This is a genomic window from Streptomyces sp. NPDC048171 (assembly GCF_043202655.1).
Lineage (GTDB): Bacteria > Actinomycetota > Actinomycetes > Streptomycetales > Streptomycetaceae > Streptomyces.
Genome location: NZ_JBIDAU010000011.1, coordinates 1 through 20,363, shown reverse-complemented (window position 1 = coordinate 20,363; position 20,363 = coordinate 1). Strand labels below are relative to the sequence as shown.

At 70.5% G+C, this 20,363-nt stretch carries 17 protein-coding genes; 12 read left to right on the top strand and 5 right to left on the bottom strand.

The window, feature by feature from the left end:
- Positions 1-21: 21 nt before the first annotated feature.
- The 3 genes from ACGF3J_RS29075 to ACGF3J_RS29065 all read right to left on the bottom strand — a co-directional run bounded on the left by ACGF3J_RS29075 (position 22) and on the right by ACGF3J_RS29065 (position 2,669).
- Entirely contained in the window at positions 22-1,032 is a 1,011-nt protein-coding gene (locus tag ACGF3J_RS29075; protein WP_393855077.1) for a LacI family DNA-binding transcriptional regulator, read from the bottom strand.
- A gap of 88 nt (positions 1,033-1,120) precedes the next feature.
- Positions 1,121-2,071 carry an endonuclease/exonuclease/phosphatase family protein gene (locus tag ACGF3J_RS29070; protein ID WP_393855076.1) on the bottom strand — a complete coding sequence of 317 codons (951 nt, stop codon included), beginning with the start codon at positions 2,069-2,071 and terminating at the stop codon, positions 1,121-1,123.
- Between the two features lie 148 nt (positions 2,072-2,219).
- Complete coding sequence (locus ACGF3J_RS29065; RefSeq protein WP_393855075.1) at positions 2,220-2,669, bottom strand: cold-shock protein; 450 nt, start codon at positions 2,667-2,669, stop codon at positions 2,220-2,222.
- Between the two features lie 252 nt (positions 2,670-2,921).
- On the opposite strand from ACGF3J_RS29065, the gene ACGF3J_RS29060 reads away from it, so the two are divergent.
- From ACGF3J_RS29060 to ACGF3J_RS29035, 6 genes are all read left to right on the top strand, one after another.
- Positions 2,922-4,241: a cysteate synthase gene (locus tag ACGF3J_RS29060; protein WP_393855074.1), complete on the top strand. Its 1,320-nt coding sequence runs from the start codon at positions 2,922-2,924 to the stop codon at positions 4,239-4,241.
- Between the two features lie 89 nt (positions 4,242-4,330).
- A complete protein-coding gene (locus ACGF3J_RS29055) occupies positions 4,331-5,401 on the top strand; it encodes an alpha-hydroxy acid oxidase (RefSeq protein ID WP_393855073.1) in 1,071 nt (356 codons plus the stop codon).
- Positions 5,402-5,465: 64 nt separating this feature from the next.
- On the top strand, positions 5,466-6,545 hold the full coding sequence (gene dpgA / locus ACGF3J_RS29050) for a 3,5-dihydroxyphenylacetyl-CoA synthase DpgA (protein WP_393855072.1): 1,080 nt from the start codon (positions 5,466-5,468) through the stop codon (positions 6,543-6,545).
- The gene (gene dpgB / locus ACGF3J_RS29045) at positions 6,539-7,195 is read left to right on the top strand and encodes an enoyl-CoA-hydratase DpgB (protein ID WP_161331148.1); all 657 of its coding nucleotides are present in this window, start codon (positions 6,539-6,541) and stop codon (positions 7,193-7,195) included. Before dpgA ends, dpgB begins: the two co-directional genes overlap by 7 nt.
- On the top strand, positions 7,192-8,385 hold the full coding sequence (gene dpgC, locus ACGF3J_RS29040) for a (3,5-dihydroxyphenyl)acetyl-CoA 1,2-dioxygenase DpgC (RefSeq protein WP_393855071.1): 1,194 nt from the start codon (positions 7,192-7,194) through the stop codon (positions 8,383-8,385). Before dpgB ends, dpgC begins: the two co-directional genes overlap by 4 nt.
- A 79-nt stretch (positions 8,386-8,464) precedes the next feature.
- A complete protein-coding gene (locus ACGF3J_RS29035; protein ID WP_393855070.1) occupies positions 8,465-9,850 on the top strand; it encodes a sulfotransferase in 1,386 nt (461 codons plus the stop codon).
- A 27-nt stretch (positions 9,851-9,877) separates the two neighbouring features.
- On the opposite strand, the gene ACGF3J_RS29030 is transcribed toward ACGF3J_RS29035, so the two are convergent.
- A complete protein-coding gene (locus ACGF3J_RS29030) occupies positions 9,878-11,050 on the bottom strand; it encodes a sulfotransferase domain-containing protein (protein ID WP_393855069.1) in 1,173 nt (390 codons plus the stop codon).
- 182 nt (positions 11,051-11,232) lie between these two features.
- On the opposite strand from ACGF3J_RS29030, the gene hppD reads away from it, so the two are divergent.
- Together hppD and ACGF3J_RS29020 are read left to right on the top strand one after the other, a co-directional pair.
- Positions 11,233-12,309 carry a 4-hydroxyphenylpyruvate dioxygenase gene (gene hppD, locus ACGF3J_RS29025; RefSeq protein ID WP_393855068.1) on the top strand — a complete coding sequence of 359 codons (1,077 nt, stop codon included), beginning with the start codon at positions 11,233-11,235 and terminating at the stop codon, positions 12,307-12,309.
- Between the two features lie 18 nt (positions 12,310-12,327).
- Positions 12,328-13,842: a tryptophan 7-halogenase gene (locus ACGF3J_RS29020; RefSeq protein ID WP_161330792.1), complete on the top strand. Its 1,515-nt coding sequence runs from the start codon at positions 12,328-12,330 to the stop codon at positions 13,840-13,842.
- Between the two features lie 21 nt (positions 13,843-13,863).
- Here ACGF3J_RS29020 and ACGF3J_RS29015 read toward each other — a convergent pair whose 3' ends face one another.
- Positions 13,864-15,756, bottom strand: coding sequence for an ABC transporter ATP-binding protein (locus ACGF3J_RS29015; protein ID WP_393855067.1), 1,893 nt, complete (start codon positions 15,754-15,756; stop codon positions 13,864-13,866).
- Between the two features lie 278 nt (positions 15,757-16,034).
- Here ACGF3J_RS29015 and ACGF3J_RS29010 point away from each other — a divergent pair, with 278 nt between their 5' ends.
- From ACGF3J_RS29010 to ACGF3J_RS28995, 4 genes are all read left to right on the top strand, one after another.
- A complete protein-coding gene (locus ACGF3J_RS29010) occupies positions 16,035-17,354 on the top strand; it encodes a PLP-dependent aminotransferase family protein (protein WP_393855066.1) in 1,320 nt (439 codons plus the stop codon).
- A gap of 368 nt (positions 17,355-17,722) precedes the next feature.
- Positions 17,723-18,535: an alpha/beta fold hydrolase gene (locus tag ACGF3J_RS29005; RefSeq protein ID WP_393855065.1), complete on the top strand. Its 813-nt coding sequence runs from the start codon at positions 17,723-17,725 to the stop codon at positions 18,533-18,535.
- 76 nt (positions 18,536-18,611) lie between these two features.
- A complete protein-coding gene (locus ACGF3J_RS29000; RefSeq protein WP_361650539.1) occupies positions 18,612-18,824 on the top strand; it encodes an MbtH family protein in 213 nt (70 codons plus the stop codon).
- Between the two features lie 94 nt (positions 18,825-18,918).
- Positions 18,919-20,363: condensation domain-containing protein (locus ACGF3J_RS28995; RefSeq protein WP_393855064.1), on the top strand; the 1,445-nt coding region annotated here is incomplete at its 3' end.

Genomic DNA, 20,363 nt, shown 5'->3' with positions numbered 1-20,363 from the left:
GAGAGGGTGAGAGGTCCGCCGTCAGGCGGCGGACGGCTGTGCCGTGGAGCCGCGGACGACGAGTTCCGGTTCGAAGAGCAGCTCGCCGTGGGGGACTTCGGTGCCTTGGATCTGGGCGCAGAGGAGGTCGACGGCGGCGCGTCCCATGGCTTCGATGGGCTGGCGGACGGTGGTGAGGGGTGGTTCGGTGCAGGTCATGAAGGCGCTGTCGTCGTAGCCGATGACGGAGACGTCGTGGGGTACGTGGAGTCCGCGTCGTCGGGCGGCGCGGACGGCGCCGAGGGCGAGGGGGTCGCTGGCGCAGATGATGCCGGTGACGCCGCGTTCCAGGAGGCGGGCGGCGGCGGCCTGGCCGCCTTCCAGGGAGAACATGGCGCGTTCCACGTACTCGTCCGGCAGCTCGGTGTGTGCGGCGCCGGCCGCTTCCCGTGCCGCGGCCAGCTTCCGGCGGGAGGGGATGTGGTCGGACGGGCCGAGCACCAGGCCGATGCGCTCGTGGCCCAGCGACGCCAGGTGCCGCCAGGACTGCTCCACGGCCACGGCGTCGTCGCACGCGATGCACGGGAAGTCGAGGTTCTCGATCGACGCGTTGATCAGCACCACCGGGATGTTGCGCTCGGCGAGCAGCCGGTAGTGGTCGTGCGGCGCGTCCGCCTGCGCGAACAGCCCGCCCGCGAAGACCACCCCTGAGACCTGCTGCTGGAGCAGCAGCTCGACGTAGTCGGCCTCGGAGACGCCGCCCTTGGTCTGGGTGCACAGCACCGGCGTCAGTCCCTGCTGGGCGAGCGCACCGCCGATGACCTCGGCGAACGCGGGGAAGATCGGGTTCTGCAGCTCGGGCAGCACCAGCCCGACCAGCCGGGCCCGTTCGCCGCGCAGCTGGGTGGGCCGCTCGTAGCCCAGGACGTCCAACGCGCTCAGCACGGCCTGCCGGGTCGCGTCGGAGACCCCGGGCTTGCCGTTGAGCACCCGGCTGACCGTGGCCTCGCTGACCCCAACCTTCTTCGCCACCTGAGCAAGTCGTCGCGTCACACACGAAAGGCTAACGCAAGCACCGCAAGCGGCTTGCTCGGCGGTCGCATTGGGCCGGCTGCGCACTGATTCAGGCAGTATGCCCCGGTCAGTCCCAACTGACCCGTGCGAGGACCGGAAGGTGATCGCTGCCGGTGGCGGGCAGGGTGCGGATCCGGCCGACCGTCGCGGAGCGGGCCATCACCTGGTCGATCCGGGCCATCGGGAAGGCGGCGGGGAAGCTGAGGGCGACGCCCCGCTCGGGCACGTTCAGCTCGCTGGTCAGCGGATCGAGTGCCCGGTCGTCGACGGTGCCGTTGAGGTCGCCCAGCAGGACCACCCTGCGCGACCGCTCCGCCGCGACGGCGTCGCCGAGCAGCCCGGCGCTCTCGTCCCGCCAGGACGACGCGAGGCCGGTGACCCCGACCCGGACCGACGGCAGGTGCGCGACGTACACGGCGACCTCGCCGCGCGGCGTGTGTGTCACGGCCCGCAGCCCGCGCTCCCACTCCTCCGTGATGCCCCGCGGTCTGATGTCCAGCGGTCGGGCCCCGCCGAGCGGATGCTTCGACCAGAGCCCGACCGTGCCCCGGACCGTCCGGTACGGGTAGTCCCGGGCGAGGGTCTTCTCGTAGACCGCCAGGGCCGGCGCCACCAGCTCCTGGAGCGCTATCAGGTCGGGCCCCGCACCGGCCAGGGCGCGGGCCGTTCCCGCCGGGTCGGTGTTCTCGTCGCTGACGTTGTGCTGCACCACGACGAGGTCGCCGGCCCCGGGTTCCGGCGCGGGGAGCAGCAGCGGGCCGAACCGGTACGTCCAGGCCGCCGCCGGCAGCAGCAGGGCGACCAGCGCGAGAGCCGAACGGCGCAGCAGGGCCGGCGGGAGCAGCACCACGACCAGCACGCCCAGCCACGGCAGGAAGGACTCCAGGAGGCTGCCCAGCCCGCCGGGCCGGTGGGGGACCAGGCCGTGGAACACCAGCAGCAGGGCGGTGAACACCGCCACCCCGGCCGCTACCCGCCCGCGCCGCCAGCTCCACCCACGCCTCGCCCGCTCGGTCATCGTTCCTCGTTCCGTCGTCCTCGCTGTCAGGACGACGGAACCGGTGGATCGAGTTCCGGGCGAAGGAGGGAAGCGCTCTGCGAGGGTGCCGACCTCCAGCATGGGGAAGGGCCCCACGGACGCACATCCGTGGGGCCCTTCCTCACGCTCAGCCTTCGACCCAGCCGTGCTTCCTGCCGTACTCCACCAGCCGCTGCCGGAGCCGCAGGATCTGCTCCCCGGACAGTGACGGAGCCGCGCTCAGCATCAGTTCCGTCATCTCGTGGGTGAACTCCGCGGCGCCCAGCACATCACACGTCGGCTCCTCGGCCTCGTGGAACGAGGGCATCGGCGAATGCGCCGGCGCGGCGGACCGCAGCGGCGCGACATGCGCCGGCGCCACGGACGGCTGCGGCCCCTCGGCCAGCTGGACGGACGACGCCTTCAGCCCGCGGTCGCCCTCCTCCACCTCGAACTGCACCCAGGCCCCGGAACGCACCGACGTCTCCGGGATCAGCAGATCATTGGCATGCAGGAAGACGTCCTCCCCGCCGTGCTCGGGGGCGATGAACCCGTAGCCCCGCACCCCGTCGAACCTGACAACCCTGCCTACCGCCATCTCAACCACACACCTTCTCGCACCTCTGAGCCCCAACGACTCGACAGGATGGTAACTCCGGACCGCGGCGAGGGAAGACCGGGACGTCCAAGTGAGGCCCAGCGTCAGTTGAACACGCAACCGTCGGGTGGGTGTGCCGGGCGGCGCACTCATGGATCGGACGGCCCGGCTGCCGTACGCTGACTGCCGCACCGCGACACCCGAAACCTCCGCATTCGAGCCATGTCCAAGTGGTCGGCGAAAGGTGGGCACATGGCCGGGAACGGGCGGCGCGGTACGGACGCGAAGGCCGCGGCCGGGGACCGGCACTACGTACTCGTCTGCTCGCTGTGCGGCGACCGCCGGCCCGACGACGGCCTGATCCTGGACTGCCCGCGGGACCATCCGCCCGCCCTGCTCAGAACCGAGTACGCCAACCCGCGGTTCACCCCCGACCAGGCATACGACGGACTCTTCCGCTACCGGGAGTGGCTGCCCGTCGTCCGCGCCCCCCGGTCCACGGGCCGGGGCGTCGTGTACCGCAGCCGGGGCCTCGCCGCCGCCCTGGGACTGCCGCGGCTGTGGATCGCGTTCAACGGCTACTGGCCCGAACGCGGCGCCTCGCTCGAGACCGGCACCTTCAAGGAGTTCGAGGCCCTCACGGTGCTCGGCCGGCTCCCGGGCCGGGAGCACGTCCTGACCGTCGCCTCGTCGGGCAACACCGCCGCCGCGTTCGCCTGGGTCTGCTCCCGGCAGCGGGTGCCCTGCCTGATCGTCGTCTCGGGCAAGGGCCTGGGCCGGCTGCGGTTCCCCGGGACCCTCGACCCGTGTGTGACGCTCGTGGTCATCGACGACGGCGACTATCCCGACGCCATCGCACTCGCCTCCTCGATCTCCCGCCTGCCGCCCTTCCGGGCCGAGGGCGGCGTGAAGAACGTCGGCCGCCGGGACGGCCTGGCGGCCGTACTGCTGACGGCGTACGAGGAAATGAGGTGCCTGCCGTCGCACTACTTCCAGGCCGTGGGCAGCGGCACCGGCGCCATCGCGGTCCTCGAGGCCGCCCGCCGGATCGGCGTCGCCGCCGGCGGACTTCGGCTGCCCAGACTCATGCTGTGCCAGAACCTGCCGTTCACCCCCATCCACGACGCGTGGCGCATGGGGGAGACCGTGCGGGATCCCGAACTCACCGACGGGTTCAGGGAGTCCATCGCCAAGGTGCATGCCGACGAGCTGACGAACTGGGCACCCCCCTACGGCATCCGCGCGGGCGTGCGCGACGCGCTGCGCGACAGCGACGGCGACGTCCTGGTCGCGGACAACGCCTCCGTCGTCGTCGCCCGCAACATGTTCCGCGAACTCGAGGGGATCGACATCGAACCCGCCGCGGGTGTGGCCGTCGCCTGCCTGCGCGACGCGGTGGCCCAGGGGAAGGTCGGCCGGGACGCGGTCGTCCTGCTGAACATCACCGGTGGCGGGCGCCGCCGCCTCGCGACGGACCGCCCTCTGGTGGGCGCCCGCCCGCACTGGCGCCTCACGAAGGACGCACTCGCCGACGACGGACTGGCGCAGCGGATCGCCGAGCGACGCACATGAACGGCTTGGACGGGAGGAGCGGCGACAGGCGATACTCAAGCGCCCCTCAAGGAAATCGCTGCGTGCTGCTTTGATCGGGGAAGGATCTGATGCGGCTCTCGCTCGGCGACTACGCCCGACTGGCGCGCGAACGACTGGACCCACCCGTCTGGGACTTCCTGGACGGCGGCGCCGGTGAGGAACGCACCCTACTGGCCAACACCACCGCCTTCGACCGGGTACGGCTGCGGCCCACGGTACTGAGCGGAGTCACCGCCCCGGAACTCCAGACCAAGATCCTCGACCGCCCGTGGGCGGTTCCGCTGGCCGTCGCGCCGATGGCCTACCACACCCTGGTGCACCCCGAGGGCGAGACCGCCACCGTCCGGGCCGCGGCGCGACGCGGCGTCCCCGTCGTCGTCAGCATGTTCGCCGGCCGCACCTTCGAGGACCTCGCCGCCGCGGCAGGCGCCCCGCTCTGGCTCCAGACGTACTGCCTGCGCGACCGCGCCACCGTCCGACGGCTCGTGGAACGTGCCGAGCACGCCGGATTCGAAGCGGTCGTCCTCACCGTCGACACCCCTCGCCTCGGCCGGCGGCTGCGCGACCTGCGCAACGGCTTCCGGCTGCCCCCGGGCGTCGGACCCGCCAACCTCGACGGCGACGGCTTCGACAGCCCGGCGGGCCACGCCCTGACCCAGTTCGACCCGGCCCAGGACTGGGGCTGGGTCGAGTGGCTGCGGTCGGTCACCCGGCTGCCGGTCGTTCTCAAGGGGATCCTCACCGCAGCGGACGCGGCACGCGCGGTCACCGCCGGGGTGGACGGAATCATCGTCTCGAACCACGGCGGACGCCAACTCGACGGCGTACCGGCGTCCCTGGACGCGCTGCCCGAAGTCGCGGCCGCGGCGGGGGACGCATGCCCCGTCCTCCTCGACGGGGGCGTGCGCCGCGGCGCCGACGTCCTGGTCGCCCGTGCCATGGGCGCGGACGCCGTCCTCCTCGGCCGCCCCGTGCTGTACGGACTCGCCGTCGACGGCGAGGAGGGCGTCGCACGGACCCTCGACCTGCTGGTCGACGAACTCACCGACGCCATGACCCTCACCGGCACCGCCTCCGTGGCCACCGTGCCCCCCGAACTGGTCAGAACGAAGAGCACAGAAGGAGAGAGGAGTGGGTGATGTCCGGCTGGACTGTCAAGCGGCTTGTCCGCAGTAAGCGTCGGATGTGGGGGTGGACGTTCCGATGACCGTCCGGGCCCGGATCGTCGGCGTGGGCACGGCCGTGCCGCCGACCTCGTACTCGCAGCAGGAAGTGCTGGACACCTTCGAGATCACCGACGCCAGGGCAAGAGGCGTCTTCCTGAACAGCGCCATCGAACGACGTCACCTGGTACTCCCCCCGCCCGGCGCCGACGGCCGCCCCGTCGGCGAGCAGCAGGGCGATCTGCTCGACAAGCACAGGACCCACGCCGTGGAGTCCGGAATCCGCGCCCTCGAAGCCTGCCTGAAGCGGGCCGGCGCGAGCCTCGCCGACGTACGTCATCTGTGCTGCGTCACCTCGACGGGATTCCTGACCCCGGGGCTGAGCGCACTGATCATCCGTGAACTGGGCATCGACCGCGACTGCAGCCGCTCCGACATCGTCGGGATGGGATGCAACGCGGGCCTGAACGCGCTCAACCTGGTCGCCGGCTGGTCGGTGGCCAACCCAGGCGAACTGGCCGTGGTCCTGTGCTCGGAGGCGTGCTCGGCCGCCTACGCCATGGACGCCACCATGCGGACGGCCGTGGTGAACAGCCTCTTCGGCGACGGAGCCGCGGCGGTCGCGCTGATCGCCGGCGAACCCGCGTCCCCCGCACACCCGGCCGGCGCGGGCGCGGACGGCCCGCGCATCCTCCGGTTCGCCAGCCACATCATCCCCGACGCGGTGGACGCCATGCGGTACGACTGGGACCGGGACCTGGGCAGGTTCAGCTTCTTCCTCGACCCGCAGATCCCCTACGTCATCGGCGCGCACGCCGAAGAGGTCACCGACCGCCTGCTGGCCGGAACCGGCCTGCTCCGCGACGACATCAGCCACTGGCTGGTGCACTCGGGCGGCAAGAAGGTCATCGACGCGGTCGTCGTCAACCTCGGCCTGAGCCGCCACGCCGTCCGGCACACCACCGGAGTCCTGCGCGACTACGGGAACGTCTCCAGCGGGTCGTTCCTGTTCTCCTACGAGCGTCTCCTGGAGGAACAGGTGGCCACCCCCGGCGAATACGGCGTCCTCATGACCATGGGGCCCGGCTCCACCATCGAGACGGCGCTGATCCAATGGTGACCGGCGAGCGCTTCCACCTGGAGATCGACGGCTCCGCACACCTCACGGCCGCCTCCGTACGCGCCGTGGAAGAGGCCTGCGCCGTCGCCGAGCGCGACGGGTTCCTCGCCGTGGCCGTCACCGGCGTACCGGACGGCATGCGGACCGAGGCCGATGTCGCCCTGGTCAGCAAGTGGGAACGGGCACTGCGACGGCTCGAACGGCTGCCCGCGACCACGATCGCGGTCGCCTCCGGCGCGGTCGGCGGCCCCGCCCTCGACGCGCTTCTCGCCACCGACCACCGCATCGCGACCCCCGACACCCGCCTCGAGGTCTCCCTGAGCGGTGCGGCCACCTGGCCGGGCATGGCGCTGCACCGGCTCGTCCAACAGGCCGGCATCGCGGCCGTGCGGCGCGCGGTCCTGTTCGGGCAGCCCCTCACGGCGGCGCGAGCGCTGGCCCTCGACCTCGTCCACGACCTCGTCGACGCGCCCCTGCCCGCGCTGACCGAGGCCGTCACGGCGGCCCGCCTCCGGTCCGGCCGCGAACTGGCCATCAGACGGCAGCTGATGCACGACGCCGCCACCACCAGCTTCGAGGACGCACTCGGCGCCCACCTGGCGGCCTGCGACCGGACGCTCCGCCAGGCCGCCGCGGGAGCGGGCCGATGACGGCCGGAGCACCCGAGGCGCCGGACGGGCTCGACGCGGACGTACGCCGGGATCTGGCCGGGCTCACCGACGAGTCCGCGACCTCGGACCGGGCCAGGAAACTGCGGGTCGAGATCATGGACCGGCACGCGGAGGCCCTCTACGACCGGCTCACCGACGGGCGCTCGGCGCACCCGCGCCTCGACCGGCTGATGGCCGACACGGCCAAGACGTTCCCCGCGCTGGTGCCGACCGAGATCGACCAGGGCATCTTCCTGCGCGGCGTCCTGCGCGCACCGGACGCCGGCCGGCACCTGCTGTCGTCGATGCTCCGTCCGACCGAGCGCGCGCTGGCCCTGCTGCCGGAGTTCCGCCGGACCGGGGTCGTGGAGACCCACTCGGTGCTTCTGGAGCGCCGGGACGGCGTGGCCCACCTGACCATGTGCCGGGACGACTGCCTGAACGCCGAGGACAACCGCCAGGTCGACGACATGGAGACCGCCGTCGACCTGGCCCTGCTCGACCCGGACGTGGAGGTCGGCGTCCTGCGCGGCGGCACCATGACACACCCCCGCTACCGCGGACGACGGGTCTTCAGCGCCGGCATCAACCTCAAGAGCCTGCACGCCGGGGAGATAACCCTGGTCGACTTCCTGCTGCGGCGCGAACTCGGCTACATCAGCAAGCTCGTCCGGGGCCTGCTCGTCGAGCGGGACGACGACTGGCGGTCGGCCACGGTGGAGAAGCCGTGGATCGCCGCCGTCGACACCTTCGCCATCGGGGGAGGCTGCCAGCTCCTGCTCGTCCTCGACCACGTGATCGCCGGCTCGGACGCCTACGTCAGCCTCCCCGCCGCGCGCGAGGGCATCGTCCCCGGCGTGTCGAACCTGCGGCTCGGCCGCGTCGCCGGATCGCGCCTCGCCCGCCAGGTCATCCTGGGCGGACGGCGCGTCTGGGCCACGTCCCCCCAGGCCCGCGCGCTGATCGACGAGGTCGTGGAACCCGACGAGATCGACGCCGCCGTCGACCGGGCGGCCGAGCGGCTGCGCGCCCCGGCGGCCGTCCCGAACCGCAGCATGCTCAACCTCGCCGAGGAACCCCCCGACGTGTTCCGCGCCTACGTCGCCGAGTTCGCCCTGCGGCAGGCGCTGCGGCTGCACGCGGAGGACGTGCGGGACAAGGCGGCCCGCTTCGGCGGCCGAGCCACATGACCCGTCCCGCACGGCCACGAGCCGGCCGAGACGTCTTCGTCGACGCGCGCCCACCCGCGCGCAGAACTGGAGGAACGCGGTGCGCAGTCAGCAGCCCGAACCGGCCGAACCGGCAGGCACGGACGAGGGAGCCGGTCCCCCCGATCCGGTCGTCGCCACCGCACGCCGCCGACTGGACGAACTGCGCGCCGTGCGGGCACCGGTCGAGGACTTCAGGACGGCGGTCAGGGACCTGGTGGTCATCGCCTCCCCCTTCCGGGGCGGCACCACACTGCTGACGGAACTCCTCCGCGGCGCCGGGGACCTCCTGCACTTCCAGGCCGAGATGCAGCCCATCCTGCGCCTGGCCGGGTGGACCCACCCGGAGAACGGCGCCGACTCCGAACGGCTCTCCGGCCTCACCGGAGACGTCGCCCTCCTCGAGAGCGAACTGGGCAGCGACGTGGGCAACCCGGTGAGCGACTGGGACGCCATCGACTGGTCGCGGTTCGCCCAGGACGTCCTGTGGCGGTGGATCGTGCAGTGGCCCACGGCACCGCTCAGCCTCGCCGAGGTCGAATCCATGCTGGCGAAGGCGCTCGCGGACCAACCGCCCGGCGGCCTCGACGACGGCAGCGGCGATCCCACCCGCGCGGTCGGCCTCACCCTGCTGAAGATGCTGACGACACGGTACGGGTGCGTGAACCCGTACTACGCCGACGTCTCGGCGACCGAGATCAACGGCATCCTCCCCGAGGCGGCCCGGCCGGCCGGACCGCACGGCGACACCGTCCTCGAATTCGCACCCCTCGCCCTGCCCAAACCCTGGAAGCGGGCGACGCGGCAGGAGGTGGAGAGCCGGACGGTCATCACCAAGACCCCGGTCAACGTCTACAAACTGGGTGCCCTCAGGGAGTTCTTCCCTCGGGCCCGTATGAGGATCGTCCACCTCACCCGCAACCCGGGCGCCGCGATCAGCAGCTACCGCGAGGCATGGCTGTCGCACTGGTTCTTCAACGCCCGGGTCGGCACCCCGCTGAACATCGCCGGATACACCGAACCGGGACGGCCGTGGAGCCGTGACTGGTGGAAGCTCGACTTCCCGCCGGGCTGGCAGGACCTCACCCAATCCCCGCTGGAGGAGGTCTGCGCCACCCAGTGGCGCTGCTCGCACACCGCCATCCTCGACTTCGCGGCGCGGAACAAGGACATCGACGTCCTCCGTCTCCAGTACGAGGACCTGATCGGCACCGCCCACGAACGCACCCGTGCCATCGACGAGCTGGCGGGCTGGCTCGGCACGGACCGCGCCCCCCTGCTGGACCCGGCGGTGCGGGGGATGACCCCCATGAACGCCCTCACGCTGCCCCGGCGCGCGAAGTGGTACGGCAACTACGACGTCCTCAAGGACGCCCTGAACAGCCCCGACGTGCTGTCCCTCGCGTCGGAGCTGGGTTACTCGACGGACCCGACCGACTGGCCGTGACCCGCGCCCGGCGGCCGTGACCTCCGCTCACCGGCGGTGCAGCCACGCGAGGAAGTCGGGCGGTGCCAGTGCGGCCGCCCTGGCGTGATACCTCGTCAGCTCGTCGCCGGTCAGCAGGGCGGTGCCGGACCCGGACCCACCCCGCCGGAAGAAGGCCCTGTTGTCACGGGTCGTTCCCAGGGGCTGGATCCGGTCCGCTGCCGCGCGCATCCGGTCGAACGAGGCGGCCGCCACCAGATCGTCCCAGCCGGCGCCCCCGGTGGGGACCCCGAGATGCCGCCCCAGGCGGGCCATCTCACCCGAGAGGTCGGCCGACAGGTCCTCGTAGTGGAAGAGGACGACCCCGCCGTCGGCGCGGCGGGACCAGGCGTCCGACAGATGCCACAGCACACCCCGCAGGGACGACGGCTGCCCCTCACGCGGGGGATCCTCCTCCACCCACCGGGCCAGCCACTCCCGCGGTGCCACCTGCCGCTCCTGACGCGGGCCCCCGGGCCCCGGCACACCGCCGGACCGGTCGTGGTTGCCGCTCTGGTGGTACAGCGAGATCGCGGTGTCCAGCGGATGCCGGGCGACGACCACATGGGTGACGTCCGGCGCCGTGACGACGTCGCTCAACGGCGTATGGGTCTTGATCAGCCGCCGGTGCGACTGACCGGTGAACGCGGCGAACACCTCGTCGCACGGACGCGCCATGTCGTCCAGCCAGGGCGACAGTTGAGGCAGCGGCGCCGGGAGGTCCGGAGTCCGCAGCACCAGCAGGGCGCAGATCATCTGCATCCACGTGGTGCCGCTCTTGGCGGGGGTGCTGATGACGATGTCACCGGGCCGGAAGTCGAACCGGCGCCACCGCGCCGTCCGGAGGAACGTCCACAGCGAGAGGGCGGCGACGCGTCCGCGGTCGGTCAGGACGAGCCGCACCCGCCGACGGTCGGCCCGGTCCACCCGCAGCTCCAGGTACCCGTGCGTGGTCAGCGCGTCCACGGTCTCGCCGGCCTGCCGGTCGCCGATCCCCAGCACGCGCTTGAGGTCCCCGGCCGCCCCGCCCCGGAACGCCATGGCACCCAGCACGAAAGGCCCGTGCCGCGGAAGGCCGTCGAATCCCGCCGCCGCGAGATGGGCGTCGAGGTCCGCCTCCACCTCCCCCGCCTCCCGGAGCAGTGAGCGGAGCATTTCATCGCTGACGGCAACAGGAAACACATCCGCAGCGTATTGACCTGCCGTCCGGCCGTCAATGCGTGCAATCTCGACAACGCCCGCCACCCGTCCGGAAATCGAAGCGAAAGCCGAGCATTTCACTTTACGCCCGTCGGCCGTCGTTCCCAGCGGCAGTGATCCTCAGGTAGCGTGCACCGACGCCATTCGGATACCGGAGGGTTCCCATGGATATTGGCGCGATCGATCATCTCGAATGCTATGTGGCCGATGTGGACGACTCGGCCCACTTCCTCCGCGACGCGTTCGGCTTCCAGGTATGCGGTCGCGGCGGCCCCGACACCGGCCTGACCGGCTGCCGGTCGGTGCTGCTGCGCCAGCACGGGATCAGCCTCCTGCTGACGACGGCCCTGGACGAGCACCACCCGGCGGCCGCCTACGTGGAGCGCCACGGCGACGGAGTCGCCGTCATCGCCGTCACGACCCCCGACGCCCACGCGGCGTTCACCGAAGCCGTGGAACGCGGGGCGGCCGCCGTCGAACCCCCCACCGAACTCAAGGGCGACGGAACGCGCGTCGCCACCGCCTCGGTGATCGGGTTCGGCGACGTCGTCCAGCGGTTCGTCGAGCGGACGCACCCCACCGGCCCCTTCGCCCCCGGCCTCCTCGTCGAGGAACACCCCGGGGCCACCGCGCCGGGACTGCTGCGGACCATCGACCACCTCGCCGTGTGCGTGCCCGCCGGCGAACTGGACCGCACGGTGCACGACTACCAGTCGATATTCGGATTCTCGCAGACATTCGAGGAACGCATCATCGTCGGTTCCCAGGCGATGGATTCCAAAGTGGTGCAGAGTGAATCCGGAAAAATAACCCTGACCATTATCGAACCGGACACCACCCGGGAGCCGGGGCAGATCGACGCATTCGTCCGCGCCCACGACGGCGCCGGCGTGCAGCACATCGCTTTCCTCACCGAAGACATCGCTCAGGCCGTACGCGACTGCACGAAACGAGGCGTCCGCTTCCTTTCGACACCGTCCCGCTACTACGACGCGCTGCCCGAGCGGATCGGCGCCCTCGGCGTGCCCCTGGACGAGCTGCGCGAACTCAGCATCCTCGCCGACCGCGACCACTGGGGCCTGCTGCTCCAGCTCTTCACCGAGTCACGGCACCCCCGGGGCACCCTCTTCTACGAGCTGATCGACCGGCGCGGCGGGCGCACCTTCGGCAGCAACAACATCAAGGCCCTCTACGAGGCGGTCGACCGACAGCGTGCCGCGGACCCGGAACCGGCCACCTGAGACGAGCGGAGGACCGTGATGGGGCAGACACGGGCACGGACGGAAGAAGCCGACGTCGTCGTGGTGGGAGGCGGTCCGGCAGGATCGACCGCCGCCGCACTCGTCGCGCTGCGGGGACACCGGGTGGTGCTCCTGGAGAAGGAGAGGTTCCCCAGGTACCAGATCGGCGAGTCGCTGCTGCCGGCCACGGTGCACGGAGTCTGCCGCCTCACGGGCGTCGCGGACGAACTCGCCGCCGCCGGCTTCACCAGGAAGCGCGGCGGCACCTTCCGCTGGGGGGCGAGACCCGACCCCTGGACCTTCTCCTTCTCGGTCTCGCCCAGGATGGCGGGACCCTCCTCCTTCGCCTACCAGGTCGAACGCTCGAAGTTCGACCACATCCTCCTCAACCACGCCCGCAACCTCGGCGTGGACGTCCGCGAGGGCTCCGCCGTCGACCGCGTCCTGGAGGACGGCGAACGCGTGAGCGGCGTCGGCTACACCGACGAGGCCGGCGAGCGGCACGAGATCACGAGCCGGTACGTCATCGACGCCTCCGGCAACACCAGCCGCCTCTTCACTAACGTCGCCGGCACCAGGAACTACTCGGAATTCTTCCGCAGCCTCGCCCTCTTCGGCTACTTCACCGGCGGCAAGCGACTCCCGGAACCCAACTCCGGCAACATCCTCTCCGCGGCCTTCAAGAGCGGCTGGTTCTGGTACATCCCCCTGAGCCCCGAACTGACCAGCGTCGGCGCCGTCGTACGCCGCGACATGGCGCAGAAGGTCCAGGGAGACCCCGAGGCGGCACTGCGCGCCCTGATCGACGAATGCCCCCTCGTCAAGGAGTACCTCGCCGACGCCGAACGCGTCCGCACCGGCCAGTACGGGCGGCTGCGGGTGCGCAAGGACTACTCCTACCAGGCCACGTCCTACTGGCGTCCCGGAATGGTCCTCGTCGGCGACGCCGCCTGCTTCGTGGACCCGGTGTTCTCCTCCGGCGTCCACCTCGCCACGTTCAGCGCGCTCCTCGCCGCCCGCTCCATCAACAGCGTCCTGGCCGGCACGGTCGGCGAGCAGGACGCCTTCCGCGAGTTCGAGGCCCGCTACCGCCGCGAGTACAGCGTCTTCTACGAGTTCCTCGTCTCCTTCTACGACATGAACGTCAGCGAGGAGTCGTACTTCTGGCGGGCGAAGAAGGTCACCGGCAGCTCGGCGGCGGAATTCGAGTCGTTCATCGACCTCGTCGGCGGAGTCGCCTCCGGGGAGGCGGCACTCACCACCGACGGCCGGACGACCGCTGCCCAACTCCGCTCGAGATCGGCGGAGTTCTCCGGCGCCGTCGACCAGGTCGCCGCGGACGACGGAGGGACCATGGTCCCCCTCTTCCGGTCCGAAGTGGTCCGCAACGCCATGCGACAGGGCGGCCAGGTCCAGAGCCACGCCCTGCTGGGAGACGACGCCGAGGACGAGACACCCCTCTTCCCCGGCGGACTCGTCGGCTCACCCGACGGGCTGTCCTGGCAGATCCCGAAACGCGAGGAGACCCCGTAGGAAGCAGACCGCGGCGGCCGGCTAGGACCCGGCCGCCGCCGACTTCTGCGGGGCGAACTGCGTGCGGTACACCTCCGCGTAGAGCCCGCCGCCCGCGAGCAGCTCCTCATGCGTCCCGCGCTCGGCGATCCGGCCCTCGTCGATGACCAGGATCTGGGAGGCGTCGCGGACCGTGGACAGCCGGTGCGCGATCACCAGCGACGTCCTGCCCTCCAGCGCGGTCGCCAGCGCCCGCTGGACGGCCGCCTCCGACTCCGAGTCCAGGTGCGCCGTCGCCTCGTCCAGCACCACGACCGCAGGGGACTTCAGCAGCAGCCGGGCCAGGGCGATCCGCTGCTTCTCACCACCCGAGAGCCGATGGCCGCGATCACCCACCACCGTGTCCAGACCCTCCGCAAGCGAGGACACCAACTCCCAGATCTGCGCCGCCCGGCACACCTCGACGATCTCCCGCTCCGTCGCGTCCGGCCGGGCATAGGCCAGGTTCGCCCGGATCGTGTCGTGAAACAGATGGGCCTCCTGACTGACCACACCGATCGTCTCCCGCAACGAGGCGAGCGTCAGGTCCCGGACGTCCTCACCCCCGATGCGCACCGTCCCCACATCGGGGTCGTACAGCCGGGGCACCAGCCGGGTGACCGTCGTCTTGCCCGACCCCGAACGCCCCACCAGCGCCGTCAGCCGGCCGGCGGGCGCCCGGAAGCTCACCCGGTCCAGCACCTGCGCCGGGACCGCACGCTCGGGAACCGCCGACGCGATGGACTCCAGCGACGCCAGGGAGACCTTGTCGGCGGCCGGGTACGAGAACGACACCCCCTCGAACTCGATCTCCGGCGCGCCGGCGTCCGACGCGAGCGCCAGCGGGCGAGCCCCGGGACGCTCCTTGATGATCGGCTCCAGGTCCAGCACCTCGAACACCCGGTCGAAACTCACCAGTGCCGTCAACACACTCACCTGCATGTTCGACAACTGGTTCACCGGCCCGTACAGCCGGGCCAGCAGAGTGACCAGCGCGACCATGGTGCCCAGCTGGAACACCCCGTCGATGACGAGGCTCCCCCCGAGCCCGTACATGACGGCGGTGGTCAGCGACGTGAGCAGACCCATCAGGATGAAGAAGGAACGCGCGTACACCGCCGTGACCGTCGCGATGTCCCGGACCTTCCCGGCCCGGTCCGCGAAGAGGCCGGACTCCTCCTCCGGCCGCCCGTACAACTTGACGAGCAGCGCACCCGACACGTTGAACCGCTCGTTCATCATGGAGGCCGCCTCGGCGTCCAGCTGCATCTGCTGCCTGGTGAGCCGCTGCAGCCGCTTCCCGATCACCTTGCCGGGCAGCAGGAACAACGGAATGAGCACCAGCGCGGCCAGCGTCAGCTGCCAGGACAGATACAGCATGGCAGCGAGGACGAGTACCAGCGTGAGCAGCGTCGACACCGCCTGGGACAACAGCGTCGTCACCGCCTGCTGGGCGCCGATGACATCCGTGTTCAGCCGGCTGACCAGGGACCCGGTCTGCGCGCGGGTGAAGAAGGCCATCGGCTGCCGCTGCACATGCCGGAAGACCTCGGTCCGCAGATCGTAGATGAGCCCCTGACTGATCTGGGCCGAGCACCTGGTCTGCACGAACAGCACCAGCGCGTCGAGCACCGCCAGCCCGGCGATCGCCAGGGACAGCGTGACCACCACCGAGACCCGGCCCGGCATCACACCGTCATCGATGATCACCTTGAGGATCAACGGCATGGCGACCGTGATGACCGCGTCGGTCGCGGTCACGAACATCAGAAGACCCAGCCGCCACCGGTACGGCTTCGCGTAGGGAATGATCCGGCCCAGCGTGCCGGGCTTGATCTGCTGGCGGGTGACCGAATCACCGAGGCGCAGCCGTATCGGCCCGGGGCCTCCAAGCATGGGGCGCGTACCTCCTCCGTCATGGGCGACGAGACGTACCCACCCTCCATGGCAGATGTGCCAGCCGAGTATCGCCCGCCGCGACTCCGACTGACAACACACACAGGGAGGTTGGAGCCCCTGCCCGTCAGTGGCGGCATCCGGTGCCTGCTGTTAGCGTCCGCGCGAACGCACCGCCATCGGCTTCCCGCTCCAGGAGGGTGACGTTGACGACCGAGAATCCACCCGCGACACCGCCCCGGCCCATTCCCGCGGAATCCGGCTTGAACGGGGCCTTCGTGAGCGGGGCCTTCCTCCACCGGGCCGACCTGCACGGCAGCGTCTCCGACCCGACGCTGGACACGATGAACTTCCTCAACGAAATCACCCTGCGATATCCGGAGGCCATCTCATTCGCCCCCGGCCGGCCCTACGACGGATTCTTCGACACCGGCCAGATATTCGAACACATCCAGCGATATCTGAACCACCTCTCGGACAACGGGAATTCACCCGAATCCGTCCGCGACGCGATGTTCCAGTACGGCCCGACCGCCGGGCGCATCCGTGAGCTGATCGCCGACTCACTGCGCCGCGACGAGGACATCGACGTCCCCCCGGAATCCATCGTCGTGACCGTCGGCTGCCAGGAGGCGATGCTCCTCGCCGTACGGGCCCTCATCGCCGGACGCGACGACGTACTCCTCGTGGCCAGCCCCTGCTACGTCGGCATCACCGGCGCCGCCCGCCTCCTGGACGTCGAATTGATCGCGGTCGAGGAACAGGAGAGCGGCCTGAACACCGCCGACCTGGAAGCCGCACTGGAAGCCCAGCGAGCCCTCGGACGCCGCCCCCGCGCCTTCTACGTCGTACCCGACCACTCCAACCCCTCCGGCACCACCATGCCCCTGGCCACCAGGCACCAACTGCTGGACCTGGCCGACCGCCACGACATCCTGCTCCTCGAGGACAGCCCGTACCGGCTGGTGAGCGGCGCCCCACGCCTGCCCACCCTCAAATCCCTCGACCGCCGCCACCGCGTGGTCCACCTCGGATCCTTCTCCAAGACGCTCTTCCCCGGCGCCCGCGTCGGCTACGCCGTCGCCGACCAGCCCGTCCACGACGCACACGGCCGCACCGGCCTCCTGGCCGACGAACTGGCCAAGATCAAGAGCATGGTGACCGTCAACACGTCCCCACTCAGCCAGGCCGCCGTGGCCGGCATGCTGCTGGCCGCCGAAGGACAGGTCGCCGAACTCAACAAGGAAACCTCCGCCTACTACCGGGGCACCATGCGCTCCACCCTCCACCGGCTCGAACAACGCTTCCCACCAGGCGTCCGCGAGGCGACCGGAGTCCGGTGGAACAGCCCCGAGGGCGGCTTCTTCCTGACCCTGCGGGTCCCCTTCCGCGCCGACAACGAGGCCCTCGCCCGGTCGGCCCAGGACTTCGGCGTCATCTGGACCCCCATGTCCTACTTCCACCCCCACGGCGGCGGCGACCACAGCATCCGCCTCTCCACCAGCTACCTGACCGAGGATCACATCAGGGAAGGCATCGACCGACTCGGCGACTTCATCGAGCACGAGGCACAGCGCCCGAACGGACCCGAGGCCTGACAACCGCCCCCGCGGGCACGGCCGTTCAAGTGGCGCCACGCCCCAGTTGAACACTTCAACCAACTTGGCCCGGCCAGGACGCTGACCTCGGGCGGCGAACGGATCGACGTATTGCGCCGATCCGTTCGGCAGGACAGTATTCCCCGGGGTGGGCTCCCGGACGCGAGCCCACCGTGTGCGCAGGTAATGGGGGAGGATTACTCGCTCGTGAGCCAGGCCATGCCACCCGTACGCGACGACGACGCACGCCGACCGCGACAGACCGCTGAAGAACCGGCCCGCCGCCGAAGGCGGCACCAGGACAGACGGCCACACCACGACCGACCCTGCGAACGGCCGGCGGTGACGACGCTGGAAGCGGTGCGGGCATGCCGCAGCTTCTGACCAACGGTGTCCGCCTCGCCTACGAACGCCAGGGCGCGGGCACACCGGTGCTCTTCATCATGGGCTCCGGCGCCGCCGGACGCGTGTGGACCGTCCACCAGACCCCCGCCGCGGTACGCGCGGGCTACGAGGCCATCACCTTCGACAACCGCGGAATCCCGCCGTCCGACAGCCCTCCCGGCAAGTACTCACTCGCCGACCTGGCCGAGGACACCCGAGGACTGATCGAAAAACTGGACCTCGCACCCTGCCGGATCGTCGGCGTCTCCCTGGGCGCCCTGATCGCCCAGGAACTGCTGATCACCTCGCCGCACCTGGTCCACTGCGCCGTCCTCATGGCCACCAAGGCACGCTCCGACAAGGCCCGGACCGCGCACGCCATGGCACACCGCGCCCTCACCGACGCGGGCATCACCCTGCCACCCGAGTACTACGCCGCCACGACGGTCTTCGAGATGTTCTCACCGAAGACCCTCGACAACGACGACGTGATCTCCCTCTGGCTCGACACGTTCCAGATCGCGGACGGCGGCCGCCACATGGGCGGCGGCCAGTCCTGGGCCGGCCTCACCGGAGAGGACCGCCGACCCGCCCTGCGCGACACCACCGTCCCCTGCCGGGTCATCGCCTTCTCCGACGACCTCATCACACCACCACACCTGGGCGCCGAAGTCGCCGACGCCATCCCGGACTGCGACTACGTCGAAATCCCCTCCTGCGGACACCTCGGCTACCTGGAACGCCCCGAAGAGATCAACTCCGCCATCCTGGAATTCCTGCGAAAGCACGACGACTGACCGTCACCGCGCGCCAATTTACGTCCTTTCATGTCTACGTCATCCATGCCGTCAGCAGCCAGAGAGGAAAACGTAAATGACCAACCCCTTCGAGGACCCGGACGCCACCTACCTCGTGCTCGTCAACGACGAGGGCCAGCACTCACTGTGGCCCGCCTTCATCGACGTACCGGCCGGCTGGGAGGTGATCCTCAGTGAGTCCAGCCGCCAGGAATGCATGGACTTCATCGAGACCAACTGGACCGACCTCCGTCCCAACAGCCTGATCAAGGCCATGGAGAACAACTAGCTCCACCGCTCCGCACCACGAGTTGTCAGCCGGCCGAGCAGCCGGCTCCTGTGCCGCTCACGGGCAGTCGAAAGCCGAGGAGGTCAGGTCAGCCATGTCCCATGACGCGGAAAACGGCCAGGAGCTGATGACGGGGCAACTCGCCATCTGGAACGCACTCCAACTCGAACCGGTGGACCCGATCTTCAACATCGCCGAATACCTCGACATCCAGGGCGACCTGAATGTCGAGATATTCGTCGCCGCACTGCGCCGGCTCCTGGATGAATGCGACTCCCTCCACGCCTGCTTCCGCCCCACCGGCACGGAGGCCAGACAACACAGGATGCCGCCGGACCGCCTGCCCATCCACGTCATGGACGTCACCTCCACCGCCGACCCCGCCGCGGCGGCGGTCGAGTGGATGCGCACCGACATGAACCGCTCCCTCGACGTGGCGAACGGCCCCCTCGCCACCCACGCGGTCTTCCGCATCGAGGAGCGGCGCTACTTCTGGTACATGTGCGCCCACCACCTCGTCGGCGACGGCTTCAGCGCCACCGTGCTCGTCGCCAGGCTGTCGCACATCTACGCCGCCCTGCTCGCCGGCGACGACCCCGCCGAGTCCGGCGATGTCCTGGAGTCCTCCGCACTCCTCCTGGAGGAGGACCGCAGATACCGCCAGTCGGAAGAATTCCAGGAGGACCGGCGCTTCTGGCTCGACCTGCTCGCCGACTGCCCCCGCACGGCCACCGTCAGCGGCCTGCCCGTACGCAGGGCCAGGTTCCTGCGCCGCAGGCACCTGGTCGAGGTCGACCGCGACCAGGCGGCCCGCATGAGGTCGTCCGCACGGAGACTCCGCACCAGCCTGGCCGGACTCGCGATCACCGCCGGCGCCGCATGCCTGCACCAGATCACCGGAGCCGACGATCTCACCTTCGGGATCCCCGTCCTCGGGCGCGCCAACAACCGCCTGCGCGGAATCCCGGGTACCACCACGAACATCGTCCCCGTCCGCTCCAGACTGGACCCCCGCGCCACGCTGGCCGACCTCGTGCGGGCCACCTCGCGCAACGTCCGTGCCTCGCTGAAGCACCAGCGCTACCACCAGATGGACATCCTCAAGGACCTGCACCGCGTGGGATCGGGCCCCGTCTTCGGCACGATCCTCAACGTCATGTCGTTCGACTACCAGGTCACGTTCGGAGACTGCACGGCGACGGCCCACAACATCTCCAGCGGACCGGTCGACGACGTCCAGATCTCCATCTACGACCGCTCGACCGACGCCGGCTTCGAGATCGCCGTCGACGTGAACCCCGAGACCTACACCGCCGAAGCGGCCGAGGACATCGCCCGCCGCTTCCTGACCGCCCTGCAGCAGCTGACTGAGGCTGCCCCCACGGAGCCGGTCGGCCGCTTGCAGCTGCTCTCGGCAGCGGAGCGCCATCAGGTGATCTCCGAGTGGAATGACACGGGTGTGGTGGTGGGGGGTGTGTCGGTGTTGGGGTTGTTCGGGGAGGTGGTGGGGCGGGATCGGGGTGCGGTGGCGGTGGTGTG